Source organism: uncultured Nitratireductor sp. (assembly GCF_913053745.1).
Lineage (GTDB): Bacteria > Pseudomonadota > Alphaproteobacteria > Rhizobiales > Rhizobiaceae > Nitratireductor.
The window spans coordinates 1-14,211 of record NZ_CAJXGF010000119.1 but is presented as its reverse complement, the minus strand read 5'-3'; the positions used below and the strand labels follow the sequence as shown (position 1 = coordinate 14,211).

The window sequence follows — 14,211 nt, the reverse complement described above, 5'->3', positions numbered from 1 at the left end:
TTGTAGAAAACCCGGTAGCGAATGCTCTGGGCCGCGGCAATCTCCTCCTCGTTGCGCGCAAGGCGCACTTCGAGCGAACCGATGCGGCCCAGAAGCGCGTCCTCGGCATCGCTGACGAGTGGTGGCCTAACGGCCTGGTCATCGAGAGGGGTCCGGTTCAGCGCGATGCCCTGCATTGCTGATTCTCCTCCGCATGGCGTTAACGCTGCAATAGTGGCCGCTTGCGACAGAACTATGACACTACCGTCACGCGCCGTGAACGGCAACCGACGGTCAGGCCGCCGCGTGCAGTTCCAGAGCCGTCAGAAGTTCGTCCGGGTCGAGCGGTTTCGTCACGAAGCCATTGGCGCCATGGGCGAGCACTCCGTGGCGCGTTTCTTCCTGTCCGTCGGCAGTTAGAACGAGGATCGGCAGCGGTGCCAGCCCGGTTTCCTCCTCGTGCCTGCGGATCGCATTGATCGCATCGAGACCGTCCATAACCGGCATGTGGAGATCCATCAACACGGCGTCGTAACGCGTGCCCGGCTGGCCCACCGCTTCCACCGCATCGCGACCGTTCGAGACGACCTTGACCGTGTGGCCGGCCTTACCGAGCGCAGCACGCGCCAACATTGCATTGATCTCGTTGTCTTCGGCGATCAGTATGTTGAGCCCGTGTTTTCGGCGCCCGGGATTGTCGGCGGAGCGCCCGCGGGCGGGCGTTCCCGCTGGCGGCCAGGCGATTTCACCATGTTCGCTCAAGAGCTGGCGCACCAGCGTGTTGCATCGCACCGGGCGCGCAAGAAAGGCGCCGTACCCGCTGGCGCGAAACGCCGCCAGTCGGCCGCGTTCGGATGGCGTGATCAGCGTCAACGCGCGACCGCCGCCCACGCCCAACTCATGCAACCGCGTGATCAAAGCGCCATCGTCACTTTCCAGCGACGCATCCACCAGAACGGTGTTGAAGGGGGCGCTGCCTTCGTCAGCAAGTCGCGCCGCATCCTCCGCGCTGGCTGCGATCGCCGCTCGACCGCCGTGAACGCGCACGGTCATCGCAATGCTCTCGGCCTCCTGCGTGTAAGGCGACAGCACCACGGCGTTTACATGCTCGAGTATCGGCTCGACCCGCTCGGGCTCGTCCTGCTCCTCGCCAAGCGGCAGCAGCAGAGCGAATTCCGATCCGTCGCCCGGCGTGCTGGCCACGCTGATCGAGCCGTTCATCGCATCGATGATGCGCTTGGTGATGGCGAGCCCCAGGCCGGCGCCGCCATGGCGGCGTGTGGAACTGCCGTCCACCTGTTCGAAATCCTTGAAAATGCGGTTGATGTCGTCTTTTTCTAGACCCGGTCCGGAATCGGCGACCGCAATGCGAAGCGCGGGCGTACCCTTCTTTTCGGCGCGCGTGACCGCCACGGTGACACCACCTTCGTCTGTAAACTTGACCGCATTGCCCAACAGGTTGAGCAACACCTGGCGCAAACGTCCTGGATCGGTCGTGATCGTCTGCGGCACGTCCGGCGCGATGTAGCAGCCAAGACCGATGTCCTTCGCGAACGCGCGTGCGGCAAGAAGTTCGACCACGTTCTCCACGAGTTCGCTTACCGAAAGCTTCTGCGGCTCCAGTTCCATCCGCCCGGCCTCGATTTTCGAATAGTCGAGCAGGTCCTCGATCAACGCCACAAGCGCGCTGGCCGATGTGGAGACGGCCCCCACATAGGTACGCTGCTCGGGCGTTAGCTCGGTATCGGCAAGCAGGGTCGCCATGCCCATAATGCCGTTCATCGGCGTGCGGATCTCGTGGCTCACCGTTGCCAGGAAGCTCGATTTCGCGCGGCTCGCCTGTTCGGCGCGTTCACGGGCGTTGATCAGCGCCGTCTCGGCCCGCTTGCGGGCGGTGATGTCACGCGCGATTGCACGATGAGAGACCGAATCCGCCTTGTCGTCGCGCACCGAGTGCTCGATCCACGAATACCACCGTACGCCGCTGCGCGTGTGGATGGCCACATCCGTGGAGCTTAGACACTCTCCATCCGTGAAAGCTGCATCCGGCACAAGGCCGATATCGATCCCGAGTTGACTGAGCGTTCGTCCGACCAGCGCCGACGGGTCGCGGTCGAGAAGGTCCGCGAACACACGGTTCACATAGACAATCCGCCCGCTGCGGTCGCGGTGGACGATCAGATCCCCAAGCGCATCGACCAGACCGTGAAAACGCTCCTCGCTTTCGCGCAGCTCCCACATCCGGTCGGCCAGTTCCTCGAGTTCGCCGCGGTTGACAGCCTCCGTTTCGGCCACAACCGAAACCATGCGGCGATCCGCGGTCGAGGCGCGAAACGCCACCGCCAGCGCAACGCCGCCTAAAACCACCAATGTCAGGCTGATTAGAGGCGCAGCGCCTGTTAAATGACTCAGTCCGGCGATGAGAAGGATCGCCAGTCCGACCGCGATCTCTCCGTAATGCGACTGTACGGGTAGTGTCACCGGCGCAAGCGCCGGCGGTTTGATGCGGATCCGTTTGCGCGGCTGCGTCTCCAATGCGAGCTTCTTTGCCGGCTTGGGATCGGTTGTCTGCTTCCCCGCCATTTTCATGGTCGCGACTGTACGCGACGAGAATTACAGAAGCTTTTGGCGGTCCATTCGAATTTTAACGATCGTCACGGCATTTCAACGACCAACCGTCCGCGCACCGTGCCATCCATAATGTCCTGCGCGGCGGAGAGCACATCCTTGAAGGCAATCACATTGGAGATGGAAGCGAGCCTCGCATGGTCGAGTTCTCTGGCAATGCGTTGCCAGGCTTCCAGCCGCAATGCCTTCGGCGCCATCACCGAATCGACTCCGAGCAGCGACACGCCGCGCAGAATGAACGGTGCGACACTTGTCGGCAGATCCATGCCCTGCGCCAATCCGCAGGCCGCCACCGCCCCGCCATAAGAAGTCATGGAGAGCACATTCGCGAGCGTGTGGCTCCCCACCGCATCGACACCCCCGGCCCAACGCTCCTTGCCAAGCGGGCGCGCCGGACCGGACAACTCTTCACGGTCGATGATTTCCGCCGCACCGAGCCGCTTCAGATAGTCGGCCTCAGCGGCGCGGCCAGTCGAGGCGATAACGTGATGCCCCTGCCCGGCGAGCAGCGTAACGGCAACCGAGCCGACACCGCCGGTCGCTCCCGTCACCACCACCGGACCGCGCTCGGGCGTAATTCCATGGCGCTCCAGAGCCATCACGCACAGCATAGCCGTGTACCCCGCCGTGCCCACCGCCATCGCGTCTGTCGCGCTCATACCGTCCGGCAATGGAACCAGCCAGTCGCCATTCACGCGCGCGCGTTCGGCGTAGGCGCCGTGATGGGTCTCGCCAACGCCCCAGCCGTTAAGGACAACCTTGTCGCCTTCCTTCCAGTCGGCGTGGGTGGATTTCGTGACCGTACCAGCGAAATCGATACCGGGAACGAGCGGAAAGTGCCGCACCACCGGCGCTTTGCCGGTAATGGCGAGTCCGTCCTTGTAGTTGACCGTAGTCGCTTCCACGGCGACGGTGACGTCACCTTCCATAAGATCGTCCTCGGAAAGCGTCGCCCATTCGACGGATTGCTTCTTGTCCTCGTCGCGCGAAATCAAAACCGCTTGAAACGTCTCCGTCATCACTTACTCCGACTGATTGCGGTCATCGATGATGGCAGACTTTGCGGCGCTCGGCGCGCAAGGTCAATCCGCGTGCGTTTTATCGCTCGCTCTGTTGCGTCGCCAGTCGAGGAACTCGTCGAGTATCACGAGCCCCGCACCAACCGTGATGAACACATCCGCCAGATTGAAGATCGCAAACGACCAGACCGGCGTGTGAAAATAAATATAATCTGTGACGAAGCCCTGGCTCAGCCGGTCGACCAGATTGCCGAAAGCGCCACCCAGTATGAGTGCAAAGCCGAACCGGGCCCATTTCTGACCCGCCCCCGTCCGCAGCGCGAGATAACCGATAAACAGGATCACCCCGGCCATAACGAGACTGAGCGCGAGATCGCTCATGCCGGAGAACATGGAGAAGGCAATGCCCGTGTTGCGCGAGTGCAGGAGTGACAGAAACGGCAAGAGTTCGATCCGCTCATGCAGCGGCATCATGGTCTCGACCAGTTCCTTCACCGATTGATCTGCCAGCGCGAAGAGCACGATCAAGACACCGTAGAAGCTGATAGCACGCGCGCTCATGCGCCAACCCTTTCCTGAAGCGGAAGTGCGTTGCGCCGGATCTCATAGAGCATCACACCCGTCGCCACGGCGAGGTTGAGTGAATCGGCCCGTCCGGCCTGCGGAATACGAACCAGCGTGTCGCAAAGCTCCGCCAGCGTCTCCGGCAGCCCCTGTTGCTCGTTGCCCATCAAAAGCAGCACGGGATGTTTCTTGTAATCGACGGCGCGATAGTCGACCGAGCCCTTGAGATGCGTGCCGACCACATGGCCGGAAAAGTCTTTCCGCCAGGTGAGAAACGCTTCCAGGCTCGCCCGCACGATCGGCACAGCAAAAATAGAGCCCATCGTCGCCCGCACAGTCTCGAAGGAAAACGGGTCGGTGCAATCGCCAACGAGGATAACGCCCTTGGCGCCAACGGCGTCCACAGTTCTGAGCACCGTACCGAGATTTCCCGGATCGCGCACCCGATCCAGCGCCACCCAGACTTCGCCTTCCGCCGGCGTCACCATATTGAGTTTCTGCGTCTTCTGCTCGAAAACGCCCACCACCATTTGTGGATTGTCGCGTTTGGTAACGGCGGACAGCACCTTTTCACTGACAATCAACACCAGTCCGCCAGCGGCCACTGTACGCGCGGCCAGGCGTTCCACCGCCTCATTGCCTCGTCCCGCCTTGGCATAGAGCAACGTGCGGATCGTCCAACCGGCATCGAACGCGTCGATCACGAGCTTCTGCCCCTCGGCAATGAACGCATGTTCGCGGTCACGATACTTCTTTTGCGCCAGCGCGCGAATGTCCTTGATGATCGGGTTGGTCAGGCTGGTGACTTCCTTCACCTGCCCCGGCCTGCGCCGCTCGTTTTCATGTCCGCTCATGACGCTACCCAGCGCGAAAACAGCGACGTCGACAGGGCTCGACCCACCGACTGCTCGCGAATGATGAGTTCACCCGATTCCACCCGGCCGCCATCGCCGGCAAACGTATCGCGCATCAGTGCATGGATGGCGAAGAACGAGGCGCGGATCGAATAGGCCGTCAGCACCACCGCAAGCGGCTTCGGTGTCAGTATCGAACGGCAAAGATCCGTCAGATAAGGCAGGTCCTCGAAAAGCTGCCAGACTTCGCCCTTGGGACCCCGTCCGTAGGCAGGCGGATCGAACAGCACGATATCGTAGGCATTGCCGCGTCGTGCCTCACGCTCGGCGAACTTCACCGCGTCCTCGCAGATCCAGCGGATCGGCTTGTCGCCGAGCCTGGCCATTTCCTGATTTTCCCGCGCCCAGCCGATTGCCTTCTTGGAGGCGTCGACATGAGTCACCTCCGCGCCGGCGCGGGCGGCAACAAGTGTGGCCAGACCGGTATAGCCGAAAAGATTGAGCACTTTTACCGGGCGGCGCGCCTCCCGTATCATCCCCTCCATATGGGACCAGTGGGTCGCCTGTTCCGGGAAAACGCCGACATGCCGGAACGATGTGAAACGCCCAACATAGTCGATCCCGTCATGGCGCATGGGCCAGGTTTCACCGAGCGGTTCCTTGGGAAATCGCCAGCGGCCCATGCCCTCTTCGTCCGTATCGCCTGTGAAGATGGCGTCCGCATTCTTCCACTCGGAAATGCCAAGCGCCGGCTGCCAGATCGCTTGTCCTTCGGGCCGCACGATACGGTAAGGCCCATATTGTTCGAGCTTCCGCCCAGCGCCGGAATCGAGCAACGCATAATCGTCGTTGGGCAGCACCTCGAGGATAACTGGTAGCCGCTCGTGCGGAAGCGCGCCTTGGCGGCGCGGGGGCGCGGGGCGCGCAATCGTCTCGGGTTGGCGCAGCGGTTTATCGCGCGGCGCTGTCTGTTTTTTTTGGCTGCGCCGGTCATCGTTCCGGCGCTTGGCACGCGCAGGCTTCAATCGGGTCTCCGCCGATAGGCATCAATTTCCGCGCTTCTGCCACAAGCGCGCGGCACAGGCAACAAAGCGTCAACGATGCTTTTCGTACACAGCAATACCGCCGGCCAAATCCTCGATGGCCGCGCCGACCGACTTGAACAGGGTGATTTCGTCGTCGCTTGTCCGCCCTGGCTTCTCACCGCGCGTCAGTTGATAGAAATCAGCCTTGATATCGTCTTCCTGTAACGCGCCCGAGCGGATCGCCTGGACGATATCACCGGCTTCCTTGATCGCGCCTGCCCGCGTGTCTGCAAAAACCGATGCACGACGCATTGCCTCGTCGTCGCTTTCGCGCATGTCGGGCGTAAAAGCCCCTACCAGGTCCACATGAACGCCGGGCCGCAAAAATGCGCCCTTTACCAGTGGAGCGGTAGACAAGGTTGCGCAGGAGACGATATCCGCCTCGCCGATAGCCTGGTCGAGATCGTCTGCCACCGAGGCATTCATACCTTCTGCCCTGAGTGCTTCGACAACCTTTTGGGCATTGGCGCTGGAACGGTTCCATATTTTGACATCATTGATCGGACGGATCGCGGAATGCGTGCGAGCCAGCATCGGCGAAAGTGCGCCGGCCCCGACCACGAGAAGCCTGGAAGCGTCCTCACGCGCGAGATAAGACGCCGCGAGGCCCGATGCGCAGGCCGTGCGCCAGGCCGTAAGACGCTGGCCGTCGATCAGTGCCAGCGGCTCGCCCGTGGTGCCATCCATCAAAAGGTAGACGGCCATAACCGCAGGTTTACCCACGGCGTTGTTATCGGGCGAAACGGCAGCGATTTTCACGCCGATATAACCGCTCTCTTCATCCGCTTTCCCGGAGAAATCGCTCCAGGCAGGCATGAGAAGCAGTGTGCTGTCCGTAGCGTTGTGACGCTCGATATTATGATGATGCCGTACCGGTTGAACAGCACCCTTCCTGAACGCCTCGCCCAGCGTCTGCACCAGTTCGGCGTATTCCAGACAAGCGTCGACTTGATCGGCGGAAATGGACAGCATTGGCCGGCTTTCTGGCTGGAGGGTTCAGGAAGAAGACTGAGCGATCTGCGGTGCGGTGCTGGGGGCCGGTTTGGTTTCCCGCTCGCGCAGCTTGTCGACCTCTTTCCTGCGTTCGCGCGCATCGCGGCGGTATCGCCCCTGACGAAGCCAGGTTGCGAGACTGCCGACCACCATGCCGAGCGCAGCGGAGGCGAAAAGATACGTAAACAATGGCCATTGGACCGTGAGGGCGGGATTGCCGGGGTTGAATGGGTCGATCGTGAAAGGAATCATGGCGCGGTTGGCGACTGCCAGCGCTATTATGATCACTGCCAACGGCACAAGAACGAGTACGAGAATGATGCGGTTGGCCATTTCAACCCACTGTTATCTGGAGACGTTTCGGAAAAGACTTACCGATCCTTCTCCGCATTCAATCGCTCACGCAGTTCCTTGCCGGTCTTGAAAAAGGGAACCCATTTCTCCTCGACCTCTACGGATTCGCCCGTGCGCGGATTTCGGCCCGTGCGGGCCGGGCGATTTTTTACCGAGAACGCACCGAAACCTCTTAATTCGACACGATTCCCGTCCGCAAGCGCTTCCGAGATTTCTTCGAAGATCGCATTGACGATGTTTTCCACGTCACGGAGATAGAGATGCGGGTTGCGGTTGGCAATCGTCTGCACGAGCTCTGATTTGATCATGGATTCTTTCCGCCGCTGATTTGGCCTGTTTGTCGCCCGGTCGTCTCTGCACAAAGATGATTTTGTTTGTTTTTTTAGTGAGACAACCTTTTCGTTTCAGGTTGCCAGACCGACAGCAGACCGTCAAGGAAGATGCGGTCGGCGCCAAGTTCGCGCAGTATGTCGGCACCGCCATCAGGCACGCCGAGAAAACGGGAGGCGATCTCGGGCAGGAACAAGCTGCCGGCGCTTTCGCGCTTCTTCCACTCGACCACAGCGAGATCGTCACTGAGGCCCTTCGAAACCAGCCAAGCTCTCGCTTCGCGCTCCCCGCCGAGCGCGTCCACCAGCTTGTTCTCAAGCGCCTGACGGCCTGTGAAGACCGAACCGTCGGCGAGTTTCATGACTTCTTCACGTGACAGCGGGCGACGCTCCGTCACCAGATCGACGAACCAGTCATAACTGTCGACGATCATCGCCCGGATCATCGCGCGTGCCTCTTCGCTCGTCGGCTTGAAGGGCGAAGGTTCTGCCTTCAGCGGTGAGGATTTGATTTCTTCCAGCTTTACGCCAAGCTTGTCCATCAACCCGCTCAGGTCAGGATACTGGAACAGGACGCCAATGGACCCGACGATGGAGGATTGCCGCGCCACGATATGGTCCGTGGCGCTGGCGATCATGTACCCGGCCGAGGCCGCCAGCGTACCGACCTGCGCCGCCACCGGTTTCTCACCGGCCAGACGGCGAACTTCCTCGTAAATCGCCTCGCCGCCTGCCGTGGTGCCGCCGGGCGAATCGATGGTGAGTATCACGCCCTTTACCGACGGCATCTCACGAATACGCTCGAGACGCTCAAGCAATTCGTCATCTTCGAAGATGGTGCCGGAAATCTTCACCTGGGCGATGTGGTTCGAGGACACGCTCACCGCGCTGCTCATGAACTGCCGCGTTGCGAATGCGATCGCCAGCACGATTACGGCAAAGGTCACGACACGCCAGAACGTAAGTTTGCGCCGCAGTCGCCGACGGTCGATCATTTCATCCGCTCGAGTGGACATGACAGCCTCGCTTTCACCGGAATTTCGGTCCAAACCAAGCGCCTTTTAGTGCAAAGCCCAGTTCGGAGCCACCGCCTTTGTGCAAGTTTCTCCGGCGAACACGCACCATGGACGCAAAAGCAAAGAAACTTGCACCTAAATCATTGTCGTTAATCCAAAAATAGCCATATTGGGGTGAAACTGGGAAGCAAGGGGCAAGTTTAGGACTTGGAGTTTTCCGGCCACGCAGTGCTGGCTAGGGGTCGGCGACGGTGTTCCGCCGACATACGGAGGTGCGTTCCTGAGCGGAACACTACCGGCCGTATCCGGGAAGGGCCATGCCCGAGCGGCTGAGTGAATGGCTGCGGAACACACGGAAAAACAGTATGAGCAATCCTGATAACAATACCGCCGGCGCGGCCAGGGGCGGGCGCGGCCAGGCGATCCGCAACAGCGAGCGCGGTGCGGAAGCGTTCGAGATGGCTTCGCGCCATTCGCAGCGCGTGCGCCTGCTGAAACGTGTTCTCCCTGCGGCCGCGATCGTCATCACTGTCGTCTTCGTTGGCTATTCCTACGTGTTCACCGGAACCCGCGGTGCTGTCGATCTTGCAAGCGCATCGATCGAGGGTGGCTCGCTGGTTATGTCCAGTCCCGAGTTGAACGGTTTCACCAATGAGGATCGCCCCTACAAGATGACGGCCGAGCGCGCACGTCAGAAGCTCGGCGGCAAGGATGTGATCGAATTGGAAGGCATTCGTGCCCATGTGCCGGTCGATGCCGAGAATTTCGCCACGATCCAGGCAAACGATGGTGTCTACGACCGCGACAACAATCGCCTGGACATTACCAGCAAGATTTCCCTGCGCACCACTTCGGGTATCGTCGCGACGCTCGATTCCGCCGAAATCGACATAGAGAACAGCAGCCTTGCTTCCTCGAAACCGGTGGAAATCGAACTTGACGGGACGAAGATTGCAGCCGATTCCTTCACTGCGGAAAACGGTGGCAAAGTGTTTGTATTCGATAAACGCGTTCGCGTTACAATCGACCCGTCACGGATTCGCGAAACAGCGCCGGCAGTGGGAAACTGAACCACATTCACCGGAGCGACGGCTTTCCGTATTCGACGGATGCACGGCACTTTAGGGAACGGAGAGGAACACCAATGCGCATCGGAAGCTTCACAAGGCTCGCCTCTGGCGTGCTCCTTCTGGCGGGACTGGCGTCTGTTGCCATTGCGCAGGATTCCCAGAGCCGTCTGACGGGCCTCCAGCTCTCAGGCGACAAGCCCATCCAGATCGAAAGCGAACGGCTCGAGGTGCGCGAGAGCGAAAATGTTGCGGTGTTTTCCGGCAATGTGTCGGTTGTTCAGGGACCAACCCTGCTCAAGGCCGGACGGATGAAGGTCTACTATCTGAAAGACGGTGGTTCGGCCGCCACCGGCAGCGCCAATATTGACCGGCTCGAAGTGGATGGCAGCGTCTATGTGAAATCGGAGAACCAGGTCGCGACCGGCGACAGTGCAACCTTCGACATGGCGACCGAAGTTCTGGTTCTTTCCGGCAAAGAAGTTGTCCTGTCGGAGGGCGAGAATGTCATCGTCGGCTGCCGTCTGACCGTGCAAATGAAAAGCGGCCAGGCCGAACTTGATGGCTGCGACGGTGGTGGCTCGGGCGGGCGCGTCAAGATGCTTCTGACTCCAGGCTCTCAGAACAGGCAGTAACCCGCTTTGATTTCCAAGTTGCGTAAGAAGCGGGCCCCCAAGCAGCCCGCTGCCGACAATCCCGCCAACGGCAAGCTGCCCAATTACAAGGGCACGCTTATCGCACGCGGTCTCACCAAGGCTTACAAGGGCCGTCAGGTAGTCAGCGGCGTATCGATCGGCGTGCGGGCCGGCGAAGCCGTGGGCCTTCTTGGACCCAACGGCGCCGGCAAAACCACTTGCTTTTACATGGTCACGGGCCTCGTGCCTGTGGATCGGGGTACGATCCACATCGACGGCCACGACGTGACCGGCATGCCCATGTATCGCCGCGCGCGGCTCGGCATCGGCTACCTGCCGCAGGAAGCCTCCATCTTTCGCGGCCTGACCGTGGAGCAGAATATACGCGCCATTCTCGAAGTGGTGGAACCGAACCGCAAGGAGCGCGACAAGAATCTCGATGCACTGCTCGAGGAGTTTAATATCGGCCATCTGCGAAAATCTCCCTCAGTCGCGCTTTCGGGCGGTGAACGACGGCGGTTGGAAATCGCTCGCGCATTGGCGAGCCGGCCGAATTTCATGCTCCTCGACGAACCGTTCGCTGGCATTGACCCAATCGCGGTGACCGATATCCAGCAACTCGTGCGCCACCTGACGGCGCGCGGGATCGGCGTTCTAATCACCGACCACAATGTGCGCGAGACCCTTGGGCTGATCGACCGGGCCTACATTATTCACGCCGGTCAGGTGCTCACGCATGGGCGACCCAACGACATCGTCGGCAATGCGGATGTGCGTCGCCTGTATCTCGGCGAAAGCTTCACGCTCTAGGGCCGCCACGCTTTGAGCTTGACAAGCAAAAGTCGGGCCAATTGAATCTGGCTTTGTCCCGGCACGTCCCGCCGGGCGCAATCGGGGCTCGTCTTGATGGTGCTTGCGCCAAAACTCCATCTGCGTCAGACGCAGTCGCTCGTCATGACGCCGCAACTGCTGCAGTCAATCAAACTGTTGCAGATGACGCATATGGAGCTTGAGCATTTCCTCGATGTCGAAATCGAGCGCAATCCGCTACTGGAACGCAGCGAAGAGAATTCGGAAGAACCTACCGAAACCTGGCAGAACGACCCGAAACCGCGCGAAAATACCGCCGAATCCATCTCGAACAAACTCGATTCCTCGCTCGAAAACCTGTTTCCTGACGATCCGGGAGCACCGGAGCGCATAAGCTCCGATCTTTCGGCCCAATGGAAATCGGCAGGTGGCAACGGGCTGCAGAGTGCCGGCGTCAACGCCTTCGATCTGGAAAGCACCACCGCCGCCGTTCCGACCCTGCGCGACCACATCAACGGCCAGATCGCGCTTGCCTTCACCGATCCGGCCCAATTGTTGATCGCTCATGAACTGGCCGAGGGCCTCGACGAAGCAGGTTACCTCACAGCCGGTGCGGACACTATCGCTGCGCGTATCGGTGCCGACGCCGAGAGCGTCGCGGCAGCGCTGTCCATATGCCAGACCTTCGACCCGCCAGGTGTCTTTGCCCGTGATTTGGCCGAATGCCTTGCTTTGCAACTGATTGCGCAGGATCGCTACGACCCGGCGATGAGAGCCATGGTGGAGCATCTGGACCTTCTGGCCAAACGCGACTTCCGTACACTCGGGCGTTTGTGTGGAGTGGATGCGGAAGACCTGGCCGACATGCTTGCCGAGATCCGCGCGCTGGATCCCAAACCCGGCATGGCCTTTTCCGGCGGGATCGCCGATCCGATCGTGCCGGACATTGTCGTCAAAGCTGCAGGCGACGGGAGTTGGACAGTGGAACTTAATCCGGAAACCCTGCCGCGGGTTCTCGTCAACGAGCCTTATTATGCCGAGGTATCCTCTCGGGCTCGCGAGAACGAGCGTCAGTTCCTCAGTGAGTGTCTGCAAAGCGCCAATTGGCTGGCCCGCAGCCTCGACCAGAGAGCAAAAACCATCCTCAAGGTCGCTTCCGAGATCGTACGCCAACAGGACGCTTTCCTGGTTCACGGCGTCAGCCAACTGCGCCCACTCAATCTGCGCACGGTGGCCGAGGCTATCGGCATGCATGAATCGACCGTCAGCCGTGTGACCGTCAACAAATACATGATGACTCCACGCGGCACGTTCGAGCTACGTTACTTCTTCACGTCCGCACTCGCTTCGGCCGCCGGCGGCGATGCCCACTCGTCCGAATCCGTGCGCGACCGCATCCGTGCGCTGATCGAGGCCGAGGAACCGGCCTCCGTTCTCTCCGACGATGCGCTTGTGGATATGCTTTGCAAGGAAGGCATCGACATCGCCCGTCGCACGGTGGCCAAGTACCGGGAAGCGCTCAATATTCCATCTTCGGTGCAGCGACGCCGCGAAAAGAAGATGCTGGCGGCGGCAAGCGGTCGCCCATGATTGGCCACCGATTGAATTGACAAGGGCAGCGGAAGCCACTAGAAGCCCGCCCGCATGGACTACCCGGGCTTGAGAGCCCCTGATTTTTGTCCGCAGTGCCAGCAATCGAAGAAGGGAAACGCGGCCGAACCGAAATCACAATCCGCCGCGACACCTTGTACATGCAAGCCACACGTATAAACTCGAGTCGTTCGGTGTCTGATCAGGAAAGGTCTGTTTTCAGATGAGCTTACGTATTTCCGGAAAGCATATGGACATCGGCGAGGCATTTCGCTCGCGTATCGAGGAGCGGATCGGTGAAGCTGTCGATAAGTACTTCGATGGTGGCTTTGCCGGTCGCGTGACGGTTGAAAAGTCGGGTTCTCGTTTTGCCGCCGATTGTATGCTCCATCTCGACACGGGCATGGTGTTGCAGGGAACCGGCCAGGCGCAGGAACCGCAATCCGCCTTCGACGCCGCCGCAGAGCGCATCGAAAAGCGCTTGCGCCGTTACAAGCGCCGCTTGAAGTCCCATAACAACGGTCAGAATGTCGATCCGATGGACATCGCTTACCGTGTCATGGCGCCGGTGGCAGAAGATGAAGAAGAGGTTCCGGAAGATTACGCGCCGACTGTGGTCGCGGAATCGAAACTGGCTCTGCAGACAATGTCTGTAGCCTCCGCCGTCATCGAGCTCGACACAAAGGACAATCCTGTTTTCGTGTTCCGCAATGCCGGAAACAACGAAGTGAACATTGTCTATCGCCGCGCCGATGGAAACATCGGCTGGATCGACCCGTCGGCTGTAGCAAGCGCATAGTTCCGCACCAGCCTCAGCGCCGGCCATTTGGCGTGGCCCGCGAACGGACAAAGCAGAGGATGCAAGACATGGATCTCAGCGATCTGATCGACCAGAAAGCCGTGATCCCGGCATTGAAGGCCAATTCCAAGAAGCAACTGCTGCAACTTCTTGCCGAAAAGGCCGCCGGAGTGACTGGACTGCCAGAGCGCGAAGTCTTCGACACGATCCTGCAGCGGGAGCGCCTGGGTTCCACCGGTGTGGGCAATGGTGTCGCCATTCCACACGGCAAACTGCCCGGCATCGACCGCATTACCGGCGTTTTTGCACGCTTGGAAAGCCCGGTCGATTTCGAGGCAATCGACGACCAGCCTGTCGATCTCGTCTTCCTGCTTCTTGCGCCCGAAGGTGCGGGCGCCGACCACCTCAAGGCATTGTCGCGGATTGCCCGCGTGCTTCGCGATCCCGTGCGGATCGGCAATTTGCGCGCGACGTCCGATGCCGAGGCGC

Annotated in this window: 15 protein-coding genes and 1 pseudogene; 6 read left to right on the top strand and 10 right to left on the bottom strand. The window is 60.5% G+C overall.

All coding sequences use genetic code 11. From position 1 onward, the window contains the following. The 10 genes and pseudogenes from QZ638_RS17355 to sppA all read right to left on the bottom strand — a co-directional run. Positions 1-176, bottom strand: a pseudogene (locus QZ638_RS17355) (ornithine--acyl-ACP N-acyltransferase OlsB); the annotation flags it as partial. A gap of 97 nt (positions 177-273) precedes the next feature. Then, a complete protein-coding gene (locus QZ638_RS17350; protein WP_295813106.1) occupies positions 274-2,562 on the bottom strand; it encodes a PAS domain-containing hybrid sensor histidine kinase/response regulator in 2,289 nt (762 codons plus the stop codon). A 71-nt stretch (positions 2,563-2,633) separates the two neighbouring features. Continuing rightward, positions 2,634-3,626, bottom strand: a complete 993-nt coding sequence (locus QZ638_RS17345) for an MDR family oxidoreductase (RefSeq protein WP_295813105.1) — start codon at positions 3,624-3,626, stop codon at positions 2,634-2,636. Between the two features lie 63 nt (positions 3,627-3,689). Then, on the bottom strand, positions 3,690-4,187 hold the full coding sequence (gene lspA, locus QZ638_RS17340; RefSeq protein WP_295813103.1) for a signal peptidase II: 498 nt from the start codon (positions 4,185-4,187) through the stop codon (positions 3,690-3,692). Continuing rightward, the gene (locus QZ638_RS17335; protein ID WP_295813101.1) at positions 4,184-5,044 is read right to left on the bottom strand and encodes an RNA methyltransferase; all 861 of its coding nucleotides are present in this window, start codon (positions 5,042-5,044) and stop codon (positions 4,184-4,186) included. Before QZ638_RS17335 ends, lspA begins: the two co-directional genes overlap by 4 nt. Continuing rightward, a complete protein-coding gene (locus QZ638_RS17330) occupies positions 5,041-6,069 on the bottom strand; it encodes a class I SAM-dependent rRNA methyltransferase (RefSeq protein WP_295813100.1) in 1,029 nt (342 codons plus the stop codon). Before QZ638_RS17330 ends, QZ638_RS17335 begins: the two co-directional genes overlap by 4 nt. Before the next feature lie 69 nt (positions 6,070-6,138). Then, positions 6,139-7,101 carry an ornithine cyclodeaminase family protein gene (locus QZ638_RS17325; RefSeq protein ID WP_295813098.1) on the bottom strand — a complete coding sequence of 321 codons (963 nt, stop codon included), beginning with the start codon at positions 7,099-7,101 and terminating at the stop codon, positions 6,139-6,141. A gap of 24 nt (positions 7,102-7,125) precedes the next feature. Beyond that, positions 7,126-7,455 carry a LapA family protein gene (locus tag QZ638_RS17320; protein ID WP_295813095.1) on the bottom strand — a complete coding sequence of 110 codons (330 nt, stop codon included), beginning with the start codon at positions 7,453-7,455 and terminating at the stop codon, positions 7,126-7,128. Between the two features lie 38 nt (positions 7,456-7,493). Continuing rightward, positions 7,494-7,838, bottom strand: coding sequence for an integration host factor subunit beta (locus tag QZ638_RS17315; protein WP_295813093.1), 345 nt, complete (start codon positions 7,836-7,838; stop codon positions 7,494-7,496). Between the two features lie 20 nt (positions 7,839-7,858). Then, complete coding sequence (sppA, locus tag QZ638_RS17310) at positions 7,859-8,821, bottom strand: signal peptide peptidase SppA (protein WP_295813091.1); 963 nt, start codon at positions 8,819-8,821, stop codon at positions 7,859-7,861. Between the two features lie 365 nt (positions 8,822-9,186). Here sppA and lptC point away from each other — a divergent pair, with 365 nt between their 5' ends. The 6 genes from lptC to ptsN form a co-directional block, all read left to right on the top strand. Next, positions 9,187-9,891: an LPS export ABC transporter periplasmic protein LptC gene (gene lptC / locus QZ638_RS17305; protein WP_295813089.1), complete on the top strand. Its 705-nt coding sequence runs from the start codon at positions 9,187-9,189 to the stop codon at positions 9,889-9,891. 74 nt (positions 9,892-9,965) lie between these two features. After that, entirely contained in the window at positions 9,966-10,523 is a 558-nt protein-coding gene (locus tag QZ638_RS17300; protein ID WP_295813087.1) for an LptA/OstA family protein, read from the top strand. A gap of 75 nt (positions 10,524-10,598) precedes the next feature. Next, the gene (gene lptB / locus QZ638_RS17295) at positions 10,599-11,333 is read left to right on the top strand and encodes an LPS export ABC transporter ATP-binding protein (RefSeq protein ID WP_295813109.1); all 735 of its coding nucleotides are present in this window, start codon (positions 10,599-10,601) and stop codon (positions 11,331-11,333) included. Positions 11,334-11,429: 96 nt separating this feature from the next. Next, complete coding sequence (gene rpoN / locus QZ638_RS17290) at positions 11,430-12,923, top strand: RNA polymerase factor sigma-54 (RefSeq protein WP_295813084.1); 1,494 nt, start codon at positions 11,430-11,432, stop codon at positions 12,921-12,923. A 223-nt stretch (positions 12,924-13,146) separates the two neighbouring features. Beyond that, positions 13,147-13,722, top strand: a complete 576-nt coding sequence (raiA, locus tag QZ638_RS17285; RefSeq protein WP_295813082.1) for a ribosome-associated translation inhibitor RaiA — start codon at positions 13,147-13,149, stop codon at positions 13,720-13,722. Between the two features lie 68 nt (positions 13,723-13,790). Further along, the coding region (gene ptsN, locus QZ638_RS17280) for a PTS IIA-like nitrogen regulatory protein PtsN (RefSeq protein ID WP_295813080.1) at positions 13,791-14,211 on the top strand (421 nt) is incomplete at its 3' end.

Coding starts and splice junctions, on each gene's coding strand:
- QZ638_RS17300 (WP_295813087.1), top strand. CDS start 9,966: ATGCGCATCGGAAGCTTCACAAGGCTCGCCTCTGGCGTGCTCCTTCTG.
- sppA (WP_295813091.1), bottom strand. CDS start 8,821: ATGTCCACTCGAGCGGATGAAATGATCGACCGTCGGCGACTGCGGCGC.
- rpoN (WP_295813084.1), top strand. CDS start 11,430: ATGGTGCTTGCGCCAAAACTCCATCTGCGTCAGACGCAGTCGCTCGTC.
- QZ638_RS17320 (WP_295813095.1), bottom strand. CDS start 7,455: ATGGCCAACCGCATCATTCTCGTACTCGTTCTTGTGCCGTTGGCAGTG.
- QZ638_RS17350 (WP_295813106.1), bottom strand. CDS start 2,562: ATGGCGGGGAAGCAGACAACCGATCCCAAGCCGGCAAAGAAGCTCGCA.
- lspA (WP_295813103.1), bottom strand. CDS start 4,187: ATGAGCGCGCGTGCTATCAGCTTCTACGGTGTCTTGATCGTGCTCTTC.
- QZ638_RS17345 (WP_295813105.1), bottom strand. CDS start 3,626: ATGACGGAGACGTTTCAAGCGGTTTTGATTTCGCGCGACGAGGACAAG.
- raiA (WP_295813082.1), top strand. CDS start 13,147: ATGAGCTTACGTATTTCCGGAAAGCATATGGACATCGGCGAGGCATTT.
- QZ638_RS17325 (WP_295813098.1), bottom strand. CDS start 7,101: ATGCTGTCCATTTCCGCCGATCAAGTCGACGCTTGTCTGGAATACGCC.
- QZ638_RS17335 (WP_295813101.1), bottom strand. CDS start 5,044: ATGAGCGGACATGAAAACGAGCGGCGCAGGCCGGGGCAGGTGAAGGAA.
- lptC (WP_295813089.1), top strand. CDS start 9,187: ATGAGCAATCCTGATAACAATACCGCCGGCGCGGCCAGGGGCGGGCGC.